The sequence below is a fragment of the Mycobacterium canetti CIPT 140010059 genome (assembly GCF_000253375.1).
In the GTDB taxonomy this organism is placed as follows: Bacteria; Actinomycetota; Actinomycetes; order Mycobacteriales; family Mycobacteriaceae; genus Mycobacterium; species Mycobacterium tuberculosis.
The window spans coordinates 143,816-161,420 of the sequence record NC_015848.1; the positions used below are offsets into that span (position 1 = coordinate 143,816).

Below are 17,605 nucleotides of genomic sequence, written 5' to 3' on the forward strand. Positions count from 1 at the left end.
CTCGCGGCCAGTGCCGCTAGCCGACCACCTCAATGGGATCACCAACGGTGACGGCGTCGAAGTACCATGCCGCGTTGTCCGGGCTGAGGTTGATACAGCCGTGGCTGACGTTGGCGTATCCCTGCGAGTTGACCGACCAGGGGGCCGAGTGCACGTACACGCCGCTCCAGGTAACACGAACCGCGTAGTGGGCGGTGAGCAGATACCCGTCCGAGGAATTCAGCGGGATGCCGATGGTACGCGAGTCCATCACGACCGTGCGCTCCTTGGACATTGCGTGAAAGCTACCGATTGGTGTCGGGCGGCTGGGCTTGCCTAACGACGCGGGCATGGTGCGGAGGACTTCTCCGTTTCTGCTGACCGTGAAGGTATGTGCCGAGATGCTGGCAACCCCGATCAGTGCGTCACCGGTCTCGAATCCTTCGGTCAGTTCCTGCACACCCACCGAGACACGGGTGTGAGGTGGCCAATACCGGTTGGGCACCCACCGCACGACATTGCTAGCGACCCACTCGAAGTGTCCGGTCGTGTTGTGCGGTGTGCTGATGCGGATGGACCGCTCGACGGCGCGGCGATCGGTCACGGGCGTGGTGAATGTCACCACCACCGGGTGCGCCACCCCCACCACGGCACCATTAGCCGGCGACACCGACGCAACGCCTGGGATCGGTTGGAGTGGCGGGACCGCGGCGGTCGCTATGCTGACTGATTCCGCGGTGAGCATCAGCGTGATCGCGACCACAACGGATAGATAACGAACCGCTCGACACATGGCATCCACCCTCCCGAGATGGTGCGATCGACACACGACATTCTAGTGACCATCGACCCATTGCGGGCCGAGCAAGCAGTTTCTGGATAGCCCCGCCGCCCCGCGGGTGCGGATTGGCAGGCCGCGCGGCCTCGCGTTAGCCTCAGCGGAATCGGTGCCAAGGCCGAGGAGGTGCGGGTGCTCTTCCGTCAGCTGGAGTACTTCGTCGCGGTCGCCCAAGAGCGGCATTTCGCTCGGGCCGCTGAGAAGTGCTACGTGTCGCAACCTGCGCTGTCTTCGGCAATCGCCAAGCTCGAACGCGAACTCAACGTCACCCTGATCAATCGCGGACACAGTTTCGAAGGCCTTACTCGCGAGGGTGAGCGGTTGGTGGTATGGGCCAAGCGGATACTTGCCGAGCACGCTGCGTTCAAGGCCGAGGTGGATGCGGTGCGGTCCGGGATAACCGGGACGCTTCGGCTAGGCACGGTTCCCACCGCGTCAACGACGGCATCCCTGGTGCTGTCGGCGTTTTGCTCGGCGCACCCGTTGGCGAAGGTGCAAGTCTGTTCCCGGCTGGCTGCGACCGAGCTGTACCGACGGCTGCGCGAATTCGAGCTCGATGCCGTCATCGTGCACCCCGAGACCCAAGACAGTGATGATGTTGATCTGGTGCCGCTCTATGAGGAGCAGTACGTGCTGTTGTCGCCGGCGGATATGCTGCCGCCGGGGACATCGACGTTGGTGTGGCGGGATGCCGCGCAACTACCGTTGGCATTGCTCACTGCGGATATGCGGGACCGCCAGGTTATCGACGCCGCGTTCGCCGACCACGCGGTCTCGGCGATCCCGCAGGTCGAAACCGATTCCGTTGCTTCGCTGTTCGCACAGGTGGCAACCGGCAACTGGGCGTCCATCGTTCCGCACACCTGGCTATGGGCAATGCCAATGAGCGGGCCGACGGGTGGTGAGATCCGCGCGGTCGAATTGGTCGATCCGGTGCTGAAAGCCCAGATCGCCCTGGCTACCAACGCCTTGGGACCGGGATCTCCGGTTGCCCGAGCGCTCATAACATGCGCGCAGGCGCTGGCGCTGAACGAATTCTTTGACACGCAGCTGCGGGGGATCATCCGTCGCCGCTGATCGCGGGCGTCGCTGCGCTGGTAGTGTTCAGCTTCGCCAGGTGGCCGCTCTCCACCCCGTCCGCAGGGTCGAGTTCGCAGTCGATGAGTGACGGTCCGTTCGATGCCAGTGCATCGGTCAGCGCCGACTCCAGTTCGGTTGGGGTGCTTACGTGATATCCTTTGCCGCCGAACGCCTCTGCGATCAGTTCGTGACGTGCGTGAGCGTTCAGCACGGTGGGCGCTGGGTCGTGTCGCCACACCGGGGCGGCCGACCTAAAGATCGTTGCCTCGTCGCCGCGGTAGACGCCGCCGTTGTTGAGGATGACGACGGTGACCGGGAGTCGGTATCGGCAGATGGTCTCGAACTCCATGCCGCTGAAGCCAAATGCGCTGTCGCCCTCGATCGCCACGACAGGTCGCCCGGTCTCGACGGCGGCCGCGATGGCGTAGCCCATGCCGATGCCCATCACGCCCCAGGTTCCGCTGTCGAGCCGGTGCCGCGGTAGGTGCATGTCGATGATGTTGCGGGCGAGGTCCAGCGCGTTGGCGCCTTCGTTGACCACATAGACATCCGGGTTGCGTTGCAGCACAGACCTAATGGCACCAAGCGCGTTGTAGAACCGCATCGGATGATGATCGTCGGCCAACCGCCGACGCATCTTGGCACTGTTGCGGGCCTTGCGGTCGGCGAGCTCGCCGGTCCAATCCGCCGAGGCCACGCTCGAACGATCGGCCGCAGCTTCGAGGAGCGCCGACATTACCGAGCCGATGTCGCCGGTCAGCGGTGCCACGATCGGCCGGTTGCTGTCAAACTCCGACGCCTCGATATCGACCTGGATGAACTTGGCATCGGCCGACCATTGCGGCGACTCTCCGTTGCCTAGTAGCCAATTCAGCCGAGCGCCAACCAGCAGCACCACGTCGGCGCGGGCCATCGCCAGCGAACGAGCCGCAGCCGCCGACTGCGGGTGTGAGTCGGGCAGCAGCCCCTTGGCCATCGACATCGGCAGGAAGGGAATGCCGGTGTGCTCCACAAACTCCCGAATAACGTTGTCGGCCTGCGCATATGCCGCGCCCTTGCCGAGCACGAGCAGCGGTCGCTGCGCTTGGGCGAGCACGTCCAGCGCGCGATCAATCGCCTCCGGTGCCGGCAGTAGTCGGGGAGCCGGGTCCACCGGCCGCCAAATGGCGCCGGAAGCAGCCGATGCCTCAACGGCCTGGCCCAGCACATCGCCGGGGATATCGAGGTATACACCGCCGGGCCGCCCGGAGGTCGCGGTGCGAATGGCGCGCGCGACGCCGCGCCCGATGTCCTGGACTTGGCCGATCCGATACGCCGCCTTCACGAACGGTCGAGCGGCGTTGAGCTGGTCGAGGTCCTGATAGTCGCCGCGCTGCAGGTCGACCATCGGCCGGCTGCTCGATCCGGAGATCTGGATCATCGGGAAGCAGTTCGTGGTGGCGTTCGCCAGCGCGGGCAGGCCGTTGAGAAAGCCGGGGCCGGACGTCGTCAGACACACGCCGGGCCGTGCGGTGAGGAACCCCGCGGCGGCCGCCGCATTGCCCGCTGACGCTTCGTGGCGGAAACCGATATAGCGGATCCCCGAGGCTTGGGCGGCGCGAGCCAGGTCGGTGATCGGGATGCCGACAACGCCGTAGATGGTGTCGACGTCGTTGGCTTTGAGGGCGTCCACCACCAGGTGGCAGCCGTCGGTCAGCACTGTGCAGGGAGATGCCGATCGTGTGGTCATGGTGTTCACTGTTGTCCGGGGCGCCGGCCGTGTCCAAGACCGAGTCACTATGCAGCGATTTACGCGGTCTATCAACCGTTAGCGGATCGGTATTGGACGCCGGGCAGGCGAGCCCGGCACTGTGCTGATCGTGCCGAACCCGCATACCGAACACATGGAAGGAGCGTTCGCGATGGCATCCGACTTCGGCCCGCGCATCGCCGATCTTGTCGAGGTGGCGGCGACCCGGCTGCCCGAGGCTCCGGCGCTCGTCGTCACCGCGGATCGCATCGCGATCAGCCACCGCGACCTGGCCCGTCTGGTTGATGAGCTGGCCGGCCAGCTGACGCGGTCCGGCCTGCTGCCCGGTGACCGGGTCGCGCTGCGCATGGGCAGCAACGCCGAATTCGTCGTCGCCTTGCTGGCGGCGTCGCGTGCGGATCTCGTCGTCGTGCCGCTGGATCCGGCGCTGCCCATCACCGAGCAACGCGTCCGAAGCCAGGCCGCGGGAGCCCGGGTGGTGCTGATTGACGCGGATGGGCCGCACGACAGGGCAGAACCCACCACCTGGTGGTGGCCGCTCACGGTGAACGTCGGCGGTGACAGCGGCCCCTCGGGTGGCACCTTGTCGGTCCACCTGGACGCCGCCACCGAGCCGAACCCCGCAACCTCGACGCCCGAGGGACTGCGACCCGATGACGCCATGATCATGTTCACCGGCGGGACCACCGGCCTGCCGAAGATGGTCCCCTGGACGCACGCAAACATCGCCAGCTCGGTCCGCGCCATCATCACCGGGTACCGGCTGAGCCCGCGGGACGCCACCGTTGCGGTGATGCCGCTCTACCATGGCCACGGGCTGATCGCGTCGTTGCTTGCCACCCTGGCGTCCGGCGGCGCGGTGTCGCTGCCCGCACGCGGGCGATTCTCCGCGCACACCTTCTGGGACGACATCAAAGCCGTTGGAGCCACCTGGTATACGGCGGTTCCGACGATTCACCAAATCCTGCTGGAGCGATCGGCAACCGAACCGTCGGGGCGCAAAACTGCCGCACTGCGTTTCATCCGCAGCTGCAGCGCACCGCTCACTGCCCAAGCCGCGCTAGCACTGCAAACCGAGTTCGCGGCACCGGTCGTGTGTGCCTTCGGCATGACCGAAGCCACCCACCAGGTAACGACAACGCAAATTGAGGGTATCGACCAAACCGAAACTCCCGTCGTGTCAACCGGTCTGGTCGGCCGGTCGACGGGAGCGCAAATCCGGATCGTCGGGTCCGACGGGCTGCCACTGCCCGCGGGCGCGGTCGGGGAGATCTGGCTGCGGGGGACCACCGTGGTACGCGGGTATCTGGGTGACCCGACGATAACCGCCGCGAATTTCACCGACGGTTGGTTGCGTACCGGTGATCTCGGGTCCCTGTCGGCGGCCGGTGACCTGAGCATCCGCGGCCGCATCAAGGAACTCATCAACCGAGGTGGTGAAAAGATCTCGCCCGAGCGCGTCGAGGGCGTGCTGGCCAGCCATCCAAACGTCATGGAGGCAGCCGTATTCGGCGTCCCGCACCAGCTCTACGGCGAGGCGGTCGCGGCGGTGATTGTGCCTCGTGAGTCCGCCCCGCCGACTCGCGAGGAGCTTGTCCAGTTCTGCCGGGAACGGTTGGCGGCCTTCGAGATCCCGGCCTCCTTCCAGGAGGCCAGCGGGCTGCCGCACACCGCGAAGGGTTCGCTCGACCGCCGCGCTGTCGCCGAACGGTTCGGCCATTCGGTGTAGCTAGCCGGCCCCAGCCTTTACCCGGGCGGCGGCGGATTCCGGCATCGGTTCGTAGCGGGCAAACGAACGGGTGAAGGATGCGGCCCCATGCGCCAGCGAGCGCAAATCGATTGCGTAGCGGGTCAGCTCGACCTGAGGCACCTCGGCCTTGATCACCGTGCGGTCGTGCCCCGCGGTCTCGGTGCCGAGCACTCGGCCACGACGACTGGACAGGTCGCCCAACACCGCGCCGACGAAATCGTCGGGTACCAGCACCGAAATCTCATCGATTGGCTCGAGCAAGATCACCTTCGTCGCGGCCGCGGCCTCCCGCAATGCGAGCGCGCCGGCCATTTGGAAGGCGAAATCGGAAGAGTCGACACTGTGGGCTTTGCCGTCGAGCAACGTGACCCGGATATCGACCACCGGGTAGCCGGCGTGCACTCCCTTATCCATCTGTGCGCGGACACCTTTCTCCACACTGGGGATAAACTGCCGCGGCACCGCCCCGCCAACCACTTTGTCGAGGAACTCGAACCCGGAGCCCTCCGGCAGCGGCTCCACCTCGATGTCGCACACCCCGTACTGACCGTGACCACCGGACTGTTTGATGTGGCGGCCATGGCCTTTCGCATTGCCGGCGAAGGTTTCCCGCAGCGGCACCCGCAGCTCGATCGTGTCTACGCTGACGCCGTACCGGTTGGCCAGTGTATCCAGGACGACGCCGGCATGGGCCTCGCCCATACACCACAGCACGACCTGATGGGTCTCTTGATTTTGCTCGATCCGCAGTGTCGGGTCTTCGGCGGCCAACCGGCCCAACCCGACCGACAGCTTGTCTTCGTCGGTCTTGGCATGCGCCGCAATGGCGATCGGCAGCAGCGGCTCGGGCATGGTCCAGGGTTTCAGCACCAGGGGCTCGGCCTTATCCGAGAGTGTGTCCCCGGTCTCGGCCCGGCTCAGCTTGCCGATGGCGCAGATGTCGCCCGCGACCACGGCTGCTGCCGGGCGCTGTTGCTTGCCCAGCGGGAACGACAAGACTCCGATGCGCTCGTCTTCGTCGTGGTCGGGGTGCGTGTTACTAGTTCCGCCGCCGAAAAACGATGAGAAATGGCCCGACACATGGACCGTCGTGTCGGGCCTGATGGTTCCGGAGAACACCCGCACCAAGCTGACCCGGCCGACGTAGGGGTCCGACGTCGTCTTCACCACCTCGGCGAGCAACGGCGCGTCATTGTCACAGGCCAGCTCCGCATGCGGGACACCCTGCGGGGTAAAGACCTCCGGCAGTGGGTGCTCCATCGGAGACGGAAATCCGCGGGTGGCTACCTCAAGCAATTCCAGTGTGCCGACCCCGGTGCTGCTGCACACCGGAATCACCGGGAAGAACGAGCCTCGGGCGACGGCTTTCTCCAGATCCTGGATCAGCACCGACTCGTCGATCGTCTCGCCGCCGAGGTAGCGCTCCATCAAGGACTCATCCTCGGATTCCTCGATGATTCCTTCGATCAAGGCGCCGCGCGCCTCCTCGATTCGCTCGGTGTCCGACTCGGCCGGGGTTCGTGTCGTTCGCTTGCCGTCGGCGTACTCGTACAGTGCCTGCGAAAGCAATCCGATCAGGCCGTCACCGGACGGCAGGTAGAGCGGTAAGACCTTGTCGCCGAAGGCGTCTTGTGCCGCGGTCAGTGCTTCCCGGTAGTTCGCCCGGGCGTGGTCCAGCTTGGTGATGACCACCGCGCGGGGCATGCCGACCTGGCTGCATTCCTGCCACAGGGACTTGGTCGGTTCGTCGACGCCCTCGTTGGCCGCGATCACGAACAGTGCGCAATCGGCGGCCCGCAACCCGGCCCGCAGCTCACCCACGAAGTCGGCGTACCCAGGGGTGTCGACGAGGTTGACCTTGATGCCGTCGTAAGCCAGCGAGGCGACCGCAAGGCCCACCGAGCGTTGTTGCCGGATCTCCGCCTCGTCGAAGTCGCAGACCGTGGTGCCCTCGGTGACCGAGCCCGGCCTGGACAACACCTTGGCCGCCACCAGGAGAGCCTCGATGAGGGTGGTCTTGCCGCCCCCCGAGGGCCCCACCAGAACCACGTTGCGAACGCCGCCGGGCCCGTTTGCGGTGGGAGCGGCGGCCGCGCCCTGGGAAGCATTCACTCTGTCGGCCATGGCTTTCCTCCAGTTCTCCGGGGTCGGTTCCCGTGGTGTGGCCCAGCAGGACGTAGTAGGCAACTTTTCTCCCAACTGCCGCCCAGCACAAGGGTCGGGTCAGGTGAGTAGTAGGCAATCGGAGCCGTCGTTGTGGTCAGGCGTGCCAGCTGGCCCAGCGCTGGACTGCTATTGCGATTACCGGGCCGTTCAACGGAACCGATTGGTATTGAGCATATTTGGCGCGCAGCAGGCGGTATGCGGCGCGCATCACCTCGCCATCGCGATGAATCGCGGCGACCCCATCGGCCCGGACCCACCACAACTGGGTCCAATCATCGGCATAGCTGTCGACGAGCACGCTGGCCCGTGGATTGTGCTCGAGATTGGCGAGCCGGCGCAGCCGCTGCGTCGTTTTCCGCTTCGCGTCGACGGCGGTGTAGATAACGTCTGCACCGGTCGCCTCGGCCGGGCGCCTAGCGCCGAGCGCGAATACGACCGGCACCAGGTGGGGTGTGCCGTCGGGCGTGCTGGTGGCCAGTCGTGCGACGGGGGACTGGGCAAACCTGAGCTTTGGGTCGAATTCCCCCACGGCGCCAGCTTATGCTCAGCTGCCGCCCAACGTCGCGCAGTCTGGACGGCCAGACGTCGCGGCCGTGACAGCGGACATCTCGGGCAGCCCGGTCCATGGGGCGTGCGTGCTAATGGTGCCGGTGGTAATCCAGTGGCGCGCAAGGTAATTGGCCGGGTCGGTCTCGGCCGCCGCAGGAATCGGTTGGGTCGGTTTGAACGTGACAGAGACGAACAGAGACCAGTGCTATCGCGTCGAACGGACGACCGTTGACGCTTTGACACATCCCGAGTATCGAGTACATACTCGAGGCGTGCAGCGGGTCAGGGTCACGAGGAACGCCCGGAAGCACCGCGTGTCCAAGCACCGCATCGTCGCCGCTATGCGCCACTGCGGTGTTCCGGTCATTCAGGAAGATGGCTCGCTGTACTACCAGGGCCGCGATACGTCGGGCCGTCTTACCGAGGTCGTCGCCGTCGAAGCCGACGACGGTGACCTGATCATCACTCACGCAATGCCGAAGGAGTGGAAGCGATGACGAAGAAGCCACGTAACCCCGCCGACTACGTGATCGGCGACGATGTCGAGGTGTCTGACGTCGATCTCAAGCAAGAGGAGGTCTATGTCGATGGCGAGCGGCTAACGGACGAGCGCGTCGAGCAGATGGCTTCAGAGTCGCTGCGGCTGGCGCGCGAACGAGAAGCCAACCTGATTCCTGGCGGCAAGTCTCTGTCCGGCGGCTCTGCGCACTCGCCGGCTGTGCAGGTGGTCGTTTCGAAGGCTACCCACGCCAAGCTCAAGGAGCTGGCGCGCAGCCGGAAGATGAGCGTATCTAAGCTGCTGCGTCCCGTGCTCGACGAGTTCGTACAGCGAGAAACGGGTCGGATTCTCCCACGGCGTTAGCTTGTGCTCAGCCGCCGCTCGACGTCGCGAAGTCTGGACAGTCAGCTGTCGCAGCCGTGACCAGCGGACATCTCGGGCAGCTAGCCCGACAGGGTGCGCGTGCACCTGGCCCGGGTGGTAATCCATTGGCGCGCACGGTAATTGGCCGGGTCGGTCTCGGTCTGCGGATACCGCACTGAAGGGCGACAATTTTGGCGAAAAGGCCGTGTGCGGTGCCGGGTCGCGCTACGTTCAGATTCACCTAACAATGTCGTCCGCCAACGAGCGTGTTCGCCGGTGGTGGGGCGGGCGGGTTGGGGAGGTGTGTGATGTCGTTTGTCAGCGTAGCCCCGGAGATTGTGGTGGCCGCGGCAACAGACCTGGCGGGTATCGGATCGGCGATCAGCGCGGCCAATGCCGCCGCGGCTGCGCCGACCACCGCCGTGCTGGCCGCGGGTGCCGATGAGGTGTCGGCGGCGATCGCGGCGCTGTTTTCCGGCCACGCTCAGGCCTATCAGGCGCTCAGCGCCCAGGCGGCGGCGTTTCATCAGCAGTTCGTGCAGACGCTTGCCGGTGGCGCTGGAGCATATGCGGCCGCCGAGGCCCAGGTCGAGCAGCAGCTGCTGGCCGCGATCAACGCGCCCACCCAGGCGCTGCTGGGGCGCCCCTTGATCGGCAACGGTGCCGATGGGGCGCCGGGGACTGGGCAGGCCGGCGGGGCTGGGGGGATCTTGTACGGCAATGGCGGCAATGGCGGCTCCGGGGCGGCTGGGCAGGCCGGGGGTGCCGGCGGGCCGGCCGGGCTGATCGGCCATGGCGGGTCCGGCGGGGCCGGCGGCTCCGGCGCGGCCGGCGGGGCCGGCGGGCACGGCGGATGGCTGTGGGGCAACGGCGGCGCCGGCGGATCCGGCGGGGCGGGTGTCGGCGCAGGCGTGGCTGGCGGTCACGGCGGTGCGGGCGGTGCCGCCGGGCTGTGGGGCGCCGGCGGCGGCGGTGGCAATGGCGGGAACGGCGCCGATGCCAACATCGTCAGCGGTGGAGACGGTGGCCTCGGCGGTGCCGGTGGCGGTGGCGGATGGCTCTACGGCGACGGCGGGGCCGGCGGACACGGCGGACAAGGCGCAATCGGCCTCGGCGGCGGCGCCGGCGGCGACGGGGGCCAGGGCGGCGCCGGCCGCGGACTGTGGGGTACCGGCGGCGCCGGCGGACACGGCGGGCAAGGCGGTGGTACCGGGGGCCCACCGCCGCCCGGTCAGGCAGGCATGGGCGCCGCGGGTGGCGCCGGTGGGCTGATCGGCAACGGCGGGGCCGGCGGCGACGGCGGTGTCGGCGCGTCCGGCGGGGTCGCCGGAGTGGGCGGTGCCGGCGGGAACGCCATGCTGATCGGGCACGGCGGCGCCGGCGGCGCCGGCGGAGACAGCAGTTTCGCTAATGGCGCGGCCGGCGGCGCGGGCGGTGCCGGAGGGCACCTCTTCGGCAATGGCGGGTCCGGCGGCCACGGCGGAGCCGTCACGGCCGGCAACACCGGTATCGGTGGCGCCGGCGGCGTCGGTGGGGACGCCAGGCTGATCGGCCACGGTGGCGCCGGCGGTGCCGGCGGGGACCGCGCCGGAGCCTTGGTTGGCCGTGACGGCGGGCCCGGTGGGAACGGGGGCGCTGGCGGCCAGCTATACGGCAACGGCGGCGACGGCGGGCCCGGCGGTCAGGGCGGTCAGGCGTTCGGCGCTAACAATATCGGCGGCGCCGGCGGGGCCGGCGGCAACGGCGGGCCGGCCATCCTGAGTGGCAATGGTGGCAATGGCGGCGCCGGCGGCGCTGGCGGCGCCGGCGGCGCAGGTGGTGGGGCCGGTGGGGTCGGCGGTGCCGGCGGCGCCCCCGGCACCGGCGGAACACTGCAGGCGGCGGTGAGCGGATTGGTGACGGCTTTGTTCGGTGCACCCGGCCAACCCGGCGACACCGGCCAACCCGGCTAGCCCCGATCAACGAGGGTTTCGGTGCCGGTCCGGGGCATGGCCATCCGCTGAGCTGGCGATCTGGACTACGTTGGTGTAGAAAAATCCTGCCGCCCGGACCCTTAAGGCTGGGACAATTTCTGATAGCTACCCCGACACAGGAGGTTACGGGATGAGCAATTCGCGCCGCCGCGCACTCAGGTGGTCATGGTTGCTGAGCGTGCTGGCTGCCGTCGGGCTGGGCCTGGCCACGGCGCCGGCCCAGGCGGCCCCGCCGGCCTTGTCGCAGGACCGGTTCGCCGACTTCCCCGCGCTGCCCCTCGACCCGTCCGCGATGGTCGCCCAAGTGGGGCCGCAGGTGGTCAACATCAACACCAAACTGGGCTACAACAACGCCGTGGGCGCCGGGACCGGCATCGTCATCGATCCCAACGGTGTCGTGCTGACCAACAACCACGTGATCGCGGGCGCCACCGACATCAATGCGTTCAGCGTCGGCTCCGGCCAAACCTACGGCGTCGATGTGGTCGGGTATGACCGCACCCAGGATGTCGCGGTGCTGCAGCTGCGCGGTGCCGGTGGCCTGCCGTCGGCGGCGATCGGTGGCGGCGTCGCGGTTGGTGAGCCCGTCGTCGCGATGGGCAACAGCGGTGGGCAGGGCGGAACGCCCCGTGCGGTGCCTGGCAGGGTGGTCGCGCTCGGCCAAACCGTGCAGGCGTCGGATTCGCTGACCGGTGCCGAAGAGACATTGAACGGGTTGATCCAGTTCGATGCCGCGATCCAGCCCGGTGATTCGGGCGGGCCCGTCGTCAACGGCCTAGGACAGGTGGTCGGTATGAACACGGCCGCGTCCGATAACTTCCAGCTGTCCCAGGGTGGGCAGGGATTCGCCATTCCGATCGGGCAGGCGATGGCGATCGCGGGCCAGATCCGATCGGGTGGGGGGTCACCCACTGTGCACATCGGGCCTACCGCCTTCCTCGGCTTGGGTGTTGTCGACAACAACGGCAACGGCGCACGAGTCGAACGCGTGGTCGGGAGCGCTCCGGCGGCAAGTCTCGGCATCTCCACCGGCGACGTGATCACCGCGGTCGACGGCGCTCCGATCAACTCGGCCACCGCGATGGCGGACGCGCTTAACGGGCATCATCCCGGTGACGTCATCTCGGTGACCTGGCAAACCAAGTCGGGCGGCACGCGTACAGGGAACGTGACATTGGCCGAGGGACCCCCGGCCTGATTTCGTCGCGGATACCACCCGCCGGCCGGCCAATTGGATTGGCGCCAGCCGTGATTGCCGCGTGAGCCCCCGAGTTCCGTCTCCCGTGCGCGTGGCATCGTGGAAGCAATGAACGAGGCAGAACACAGCGTCGAGCACCCTCCCGTGCAGGGCAGTCACGTCGAAGGCGGTGTGGTCGAGCATCCGGATGCCAAGGACTTCGGCAGCGCCGCCGCCCTGCCCGCCGATCCGACCTGGTTTAAGCACGCCGTCTTCTACGAGGTGCTGGTCCGGGCGTTCTTCGACGCCAGCGCGGACGGTTCCGGCGATCTGCGTGGACTCATCGATCGCCTCGACTACCTGCAGTGGCTTGGCATCGACTGCATCTGGTTGCCGCCGTTCTACGACTCGCCGCTGCGCGACGGCGGTTACGACATTCGCGATTTCTACAAGGTGCTGCCCGAATTCGGCACCGTCGACGATTTCGTCGCCCTGGTCGACGCCGCTCACCGGCGAGGTATCCGCATCATCACCGACCTGGTGATGAATCACACCTCGGAGTCGCACCCCTGGTTTCAGGAGTCCCGCCGCGACCCAGACGGACCGTACGGTGACTATTACGTGTGGAGCGACACCAGCGAGCGCTACACCGACGCCCGGATCATCTTCGTCGACACCGAAGAGTCGAACTGGTCATTCGATCCTGTCCGCCGACAGTTCTACTGGCACCGATTCTTCTCCCACCAACCGGATCTGAACTACGACAACCCCGCCGTGCAAGAGGCGATGATCGACGTCATCCGCTTTTGGCTCGGCTTGGGCATCGACGGGTTTCGGTTGGACGCGGTGCCCTATCTCTTTGAACGTGAGGGCACCAACTGCGAGAACCTGCCGGAAACACACGCTTTTCTCAAGCGAGTCCGCAAGGTGGTGGACGACGAATTCCCCGGCCGGGTGCTGCTAGCCGAAGCCAATCAGTGGCCGGGCGATGTCGTGGAATATTTCGGTGATCCCAACACCGGTGGCGACGAGTGCCACATGGCCTTTCACTTCCCGCTGATGCCGCGCATCTTCATGGCCGTGCGCCGGGAGTCCCGTTTTCCGATCTCGGAGATCATCGCCCAGACCCCACCGATCCCTGACATGGCGCAATGGGGGATATTTCTGCGCAATCACGACGAGCTGACCCTAGAAATGGTCACCGACGAAGAGCGCGACTACATGTACGCCGAGTACGCCAAGGATCCACGGATGAAGGCGAATGTCGGAATCCGTCGTCGGCTTGCGCCGCTGCTCGACAACGACCGCAACCAGATCGAGCTGTTCACCGCGCTGCTGCTGTCGCTGCCCGGCTCGCCGGTCCTCTACTACGGCGACGAGATTGGGATGGGCGACGTGATCTGGTTGGGTGATCGCGACGGGGTGCGCATCCCGATGCAGTGGACACCGGACCGCAACGCGGGGTTCTCCACCGCCAACCCGGGTCGGCTGTACCTGCCGCCCAGCCAGGACCCGGTTTACGGGTATCAGGCCGTCAACGTCGAGGCGCAACGCGACACCTCGACGTCGCTGCTCAACTTCACTCGCACCATGCTGGCCGTGCGTCGCCGACACCCCGCGTTTGCGGTCGGCGCATTCCAGGAATTGGGCGGGTCCAACCCGTCGGTGCTGGCCTACGTGCGTCAGGTGGCCGGCGATGACGGCGACACCGTGCTCTGTGTCAACAACCTGTCGCGATTCCCGCAGCCCATCGAATTGGACTTGCAGCAATGGACCAACTACACGCCGGTCGAGCTGACCGGGCACGTGGAGTTTCCACGCATCGGCCAGGTGCCCTATCTGCTGACGCTGCCAGGACACGGGTTCTACTGGTTCCAGTTGACCACACATGAGGTGGGGGCACCTCCCACTTGCGGGGGAGAGCGGCGCCTATGACTCGCGCCGGCGACGATGCACAGCGAAGCGATGAGGAGGAGCGGCGCCTATGACTCGCGCCGGCGACGATGCACAGCGAAGCGATGAGGAGGAGCGGCGCCTATGACTCGCGCCAGCGACGATGCACAGCGAAGCGATGAGGAGGAGCGGCGCCTATGACTCGGTCGGACACGCTGGCAACCAAGCTGCCATGGTCCGATTGGCTTCCGCGGCAACGTTGGTATGCCGGACGCAACCGCGAGCTGGCCACGGTCAAGCCGGGCGTAGTCGTCGCCCTGCGACACAACCTCGACCTAGTCCTGGTCGACGTAACCTACACCGACGGTGCAACGGAGCGTTACCAGGTGCTCGTCGGATGGGATTTTGAGCCGGCGTCCGAGTACGGCACGAAAGCCGCCATCGGCGTCGCCGACGATCGCACGGGATTCGACGCTCTCTACGACGTCGCCGGGCCGCAATTCCTCCTGTCGCTAATCGTCTCGTCCGCCGTCTGTGGCACATCCACCGGCGAAGTAACGTTCACCAGGGAGCCAGACGTCGAGCTGCCCTTTGCCGCGCAGCCGCGGGTATGTGACGCCGAACAGAGCAACACCAGTGTGATCTTCGATCGGCGGGCGATCCTCAAGGTGTTCCGCCGGGTAAGCAGAGGGACTAACCCCGACATAGAGCTGAACCGCGTGCTTACCCGTGCCGGTAATCCACATGTGGCCCGCCTGCTGGGCGCTTACCAGTTTGGGCGGCCCAATCGTTCGCCAACCGATGCTCTGGCGTACGCCCTGGGCATGGTGACCGAGTATGAGGCGAACGCGGCCGAAGGCTGGGCGATGGCCACCGCCAGCGTGCGGGACCTCTTCGCCGAGGGAGACCTCTATGCCCACGAAGTCGGCGGCGATTTCGCCGGTGAATCCTACCGGCTCGGCGAGGCGGTCGCCTCGGTGCACGCCACGCTGGCTGACAGCCTCGGAACCGCGCAGGCAACGTTCCCGGTGGACCGGATGCTGGCGCGGCTGTCGTCGACGGTGGCGGTGGTGCCCGAACTGCGGGAGTACGCGCCAACGATCGAACAGCAATTCCAGAAGCTCGCGGCGGAGGCAATCACGGTCCAGCGGGTGCACGGTGACCTGCACTTGGGACAGGTGCTGCGTACCCCGGAAAGCTGGCTGTTGATCGACTTTGAAGGCGAGCCGGGCCAGCCGCTGGACGAACGGCGAGCGCCGGATTCGCCGCTGCGCGACGTGGCCGGTGTGTTGCGATCGTTCGAGTACGCCGCTTACGGGCCGCTGGTGGACCAGGCCACCGACAAACAACTTGCCGCTCGCGCCCGCGAATGGGTCGAGCGCAATCGCGCCGCCTTCTGCGACGGCTACGCGGTCGCGTCGGGAATCGACCCGCGAGATTCGGCGCTGCTGCTGGGCGCCTACGAACTCGACAAGGCGGTTTATGAGACCGGCTATGAGACACGGCACCGGCCGGGTTGGCTTCCGATTCCGCTGCGTTCGATCGCCCGCCTGACCGCTAGCTGATACCGGCCGGGGTGTCCGGCTTATTGCTTGGTGTGCGCGCGTCCTGGGCGTCTGGAAGCATGCTCGTGTGCAACGAGAGATTTATGACGGTGAGGCGCGGCTGTCATGGGTGTTGGCGGCGCTGGCCGGGATACTGGGGGCAACCGCGTTCACCCACTCCGCGGGATACTTCGTTACTTTCATGACCGGCAATTCGCAGCGCGCGGTGCTGGGATTGTTTGGGGACGACGCCTGGATGTCTGTCACCGCGTCGTTGCTGATTCTATTCTTCGTCGCCGGCGTGGTGATTGCGTCGGTGTGCCGGCGGCATTTCTGGGCGGCGCATCCCCACGGCCCGACCGTGCTGACCACCTTCAGTTTGATATTTGCCGCCGGAGTCGACATTATGCTGGGCGGCTGGCACGAGAGCATGCTCGATTTTGTGCCGATTCTGTTCGTGGTCTTCGGGATTGGCGCCTTGAACACATCGTTCGTCAAGGATGGCGAGGTATCGGTTCCGTTGAGCTATGTGACCGGCACATTGGTCAAGATGGGCCAGGGCATCGAACGTCACCTGGCCGGCGGAAAAGTGGAGGACTGGCTCGGCTACTTCCTGCTGCACGCCAGCTTCGTGCTAGGCGCCGCGGCCGGTGGCGCCATTAGTATGGTCGTCACCGGACCCCAGATGCTCGCGGTCGCGGCGGTAGTGTGCGCTGCGACAACCGGCTATACCTACCTGCACGCTGACCGGCGAGGGTTGGTCAATCAAAAGCGGCCCCAGCCGGGAAAGCGGCTCTTTCGAGCGCTCAGGCGAGGCGAATTAGATTCGGGAACCTCCACGCCCGCAACCAATTACGGGTCGAGTTAGCTTGGCTTCCAGTGGCGCTGGCGAAGGGGTGACCACGCCCACTTCACCCGGAAGGCCCGACCCAGTGCGGATGTTCCACACATCGGCAGCAGCGCTGGCCGTTGCGCTGCTGCCGATGCTGGCTTGCTGGCTCAGGCGGCCGGCGCGGCAGGGGCGGCCGGGGGTGTCGCGCCGTTGAGCACATGCTGGATATCGGCCTTCATGGCGACCAGCTGCTCGTTCCAGTAGGGCCACGAGTGTGTTCCGTTGGGCGGGAAGTTAAACACCCCGTTGCGTCCACCGTCGGCCGCGTAGGTGTCCCGGAAGGTCTGGTTGGTGCGCAGGGTGAGGCCTTCCAGGAACTTCGCCGGTATGTTGTCGCCGCCGAGGTCGCTGGGTGTGCCGTTACCGCAGTACACCCAGATCCGGGTGTTGTTGGCGACCAGGCGGGGAATCTGAACCATTGGGTCGTTGCGCTTCCAGGCCGGGTCGCTGGACGGACCCCACATGCTGTTGGCGTTGTAACCGCCCGAGTCGTTCATCGCCAGGCCGATCAGCGTCGGCCACCAGCCCTCGGACGGGTTGAGGAAGCCCGACAACGACGCGGCGTACGGGAACTGCTGCGGGTAGTACGCGGCCAGGATCAGCGCGGAACCGCCCGACATCGAAAGACCCACCGCCGCGTTGCCTGTCGGGGACACGCCCTTGTTGGCCTGTAGCCAGGCGGGCATCTCTCTGGTAAGGAAGGTCTCCCACTTGTAGGTGTAGTTCTGGCCGTTGCTCTGCGAGGGCTGATACCAGTCGGTGTAGAAACTGGATTGGCCGCCCACGGGCATGATCACCGACAACCCTGACTGGTAGTACTCCTCGAAGGCCGGGGTGTTGATGTCCCAGCCGTTGTAGTCATCCTGGGCCCGCAGACCGTCGAGCAGGTAGACCGCGTGCGGTCCGCCGCCCTGGAACTGGACCTTGATGTCGCGGCCCATCGACGCGGATGGCACCTGCAGATATTCCACTGGAAGACCGGGCCTAGAGAATGCGCCCGCGGTGGCCGGCCCGCCGAAGGTACCGACCAGACCGTAAACCAGGACAGCCCCCATAGCCGCGATAGCCAGCCGGCGCGGCAGGGTTGTCGCTGCGCTCCGCAACCTTCGCACCTGTTCGAAGAACGTCATAGCTACTACCAATCCCAACTCT

At 66.5% G+C, this 17,605-nt stretch carries 14 protein-coding genes; 9 read left to right on the forward strand and 5 right to left on the reverse strand.

Annotated elements, in window-relative coordinates:
• Positions 1-16: 16 nt before the first annotated feature.
• Positions 17-772, reverse strand: coding sequence for a L,D-transpeptidase LdtMt1 (gene ldtMt1 / locus MCAN_RS00645; protein WP_014000047.1), 756 nt, complete (start codon positions 770-772; stop codon positions 17-19).
• Positions 773-949: 177 nt separating this feature from the next.
• Between ldtMt1 and oxyS the strand changes: the two genes are divergently transcribed.
• Positions 950-1,894 carry a LysR family transcriptional regulator OxyS gene (gene oxyS, locus MCAN_RS00650; protein ID WP_014000048.1) on the forward strand — a complete coding sequence of 315 codons (945 nt, stop codon included), beginning with the start codon at positions 950-952 and terminating at the stop codon, positions 1,892-1,894.
• On the opposite strand, the gene oxc is transcribed toward oxyS, so the two are convergent.
• On the reverse strand, positions 1,878-3,626 hold the full coding sequence (gene oxc, locus MCAN_RS00655; protein ID WP_014000049.1) for an oxalyl-CoA decarboxylase: 1,749 nt from the start codon (positions 3,624-3,626) through the stop codon (positions 1,878-1,880). The two genes, oxyS and oxc, sit on opposite strands and share 17 nt — an antisense overlap.
• Positions 3,627-3,798: 172 nt before the next feature.
• Here oxc and MCAN_RS00660 point away from each other — a divergent pair, with 172 nt between their 5' ends.
• Entirely contained in the window at positions 3,799-5,376 is a 1,578-nt protein-coding gene (locus tag MCAN_RS00660) for a FadD7 family fatty acid--CoA ligase (RefSeq protein WP_014000050.1), read from the forward strand.
• Here the strand turns inward: MCAN_RS00660 and MCAN_RS00665 are convergent, their stop codons facing one another.
• Together MCAN_RS00665 and MCAN_RS00670 are read right to left on the reverse strand one after the other, a co-directional pair.
• Entirely contained in the window at positions 5,377-7,521 is a 2,145-nt protein-coding gene (locus MCAN_RS00665) for an elongation factor G-like protein EF-G2 (protein WP_003400860.1), read from the reverse strand.
• Between the two features lie 136 nt (positions 7,522-7,657).
• On the reverse strand, positions 7,658-8,092 hold the full coding sequence (locus MCAN_RS00670) for a TIGR03668 family PPOX class F420-dependent oxidoreductase (RefSeq protein WP_003400864.1): 435 nt from the start codon (positions 8,090-8,092) through the stop codon (positions 7,658-7,660).
• Positions 8,093-8,240: 148 nt separating this feature from the next.
• On the opposite strand from MCAN_RS00670, the gene MCAN_RS00675 reads away from it, so the two are divergent.
• From MCAN_RS00675 to MCAN_RS00705, 7 genes are all read left to right on the forward strand, one after another.
• Positions 8,241-8,609, forward strand: a complete 369-nt coding sequence (locus tag MCAN_RS00675) for a hypothetical protein (protein WP_003400865.1) — start codon at positions 8,241-8,243, stop codon at positions 8,607-8,609.
• Positions 8,606-8,974 (forward strand): hypothetical protein, encoded by a 369-nt coding sequence (locus MCAN_RS00680; RefSeq protein ID WP_003400878.1) that lies wholly within the window; start codon positions 8,606-8,608, stop codon positions 8,972-8,974. Before MCAN_RS00675 ends, MCAN_RS00680 begins: the two co-directional genes overlap by 4 nt.
• A gap of 308 nt (positions 8,975-9,282) precedes the next feature.
• Positions 9,283-10,926 (forward strand): PE family protein, encoded by a 1,644-nt coding sequence (locus MCAN_RS00685; protein WP_014000051.1) that lies wholly within the window; start codon positions 9,283-9,285, stop codon positions 10,924-10,926.
• Between the two features lie 151 nt (positions 10,927-11,077).
• The gene (locus tag MCAN_RS00690; protein WP_014000052.1) at positions 11,078-12,145 is read left to right on the forward strand and encodes a S1C family serine protease; all 1,068 of its coding nucleotides are present in this window, start codon (positions 11,078-11,080) and stop codon (positions 12,143-12,145) included.
• A 108-nt stretch (positions 12,146-12,253) separates the two neighbouring features.
• Positions 12,254-14,059: a maltose alpha-D-glucosyltransferase gene (gene treS, locus MCAN_RS00695; protein ID WP_003400893.1), complete on the forward strand. Its 1,806-nt coding sequence runs from the start codon at positions 12,254-12,256 to the stop codon at positions 14,057-14,059.
• A gap of 155 nt (positions 14,060-14,214) precedes the next feature.
• A complete protein-coding gene (gene mak / locus MCAN_RS00700) occupies positions 14,215-15,582 on the forward strand; it encodes a maltokinase (protein ID WP_014000053.1) in 1,368 nt (455 codons plus the stop codon).
• 67 nt (positions 15,583-15,649) lie between these two features.
• The gene (locus MCAN_RS00705; RefSeq protein ID WP_003899825.1) at positions 15,650-16,429 is read left to right on the forward strand and encodes a YoaK family protein; all 780 of its coding nucleotides are present in this window, start codon (positions 15,650-15,652) and stop codon (positions 16,427-16,429) included.
• 131 nt (positions 16,430-16,560) lie between these two features.
• Here MCAN_RS00705 and ag85C read toward each other — a convergent pair whose 3' ends face one another.
• Positions 16,561-17,583 (reverse strand): diacylglycerol acyltransferase/mycolyltransferase Ag85C, encoded by a 1,023-nt coding sequence (gene ag85C / locus MCAN_RS00710; protein ID WP_003400908.1) that lies wholly within the window; start codon positions 17,581-17,583, stop codon positions 16,561-16,563.
• Positions 17,584-17,605: the final 22 nt, after the last annotated feature.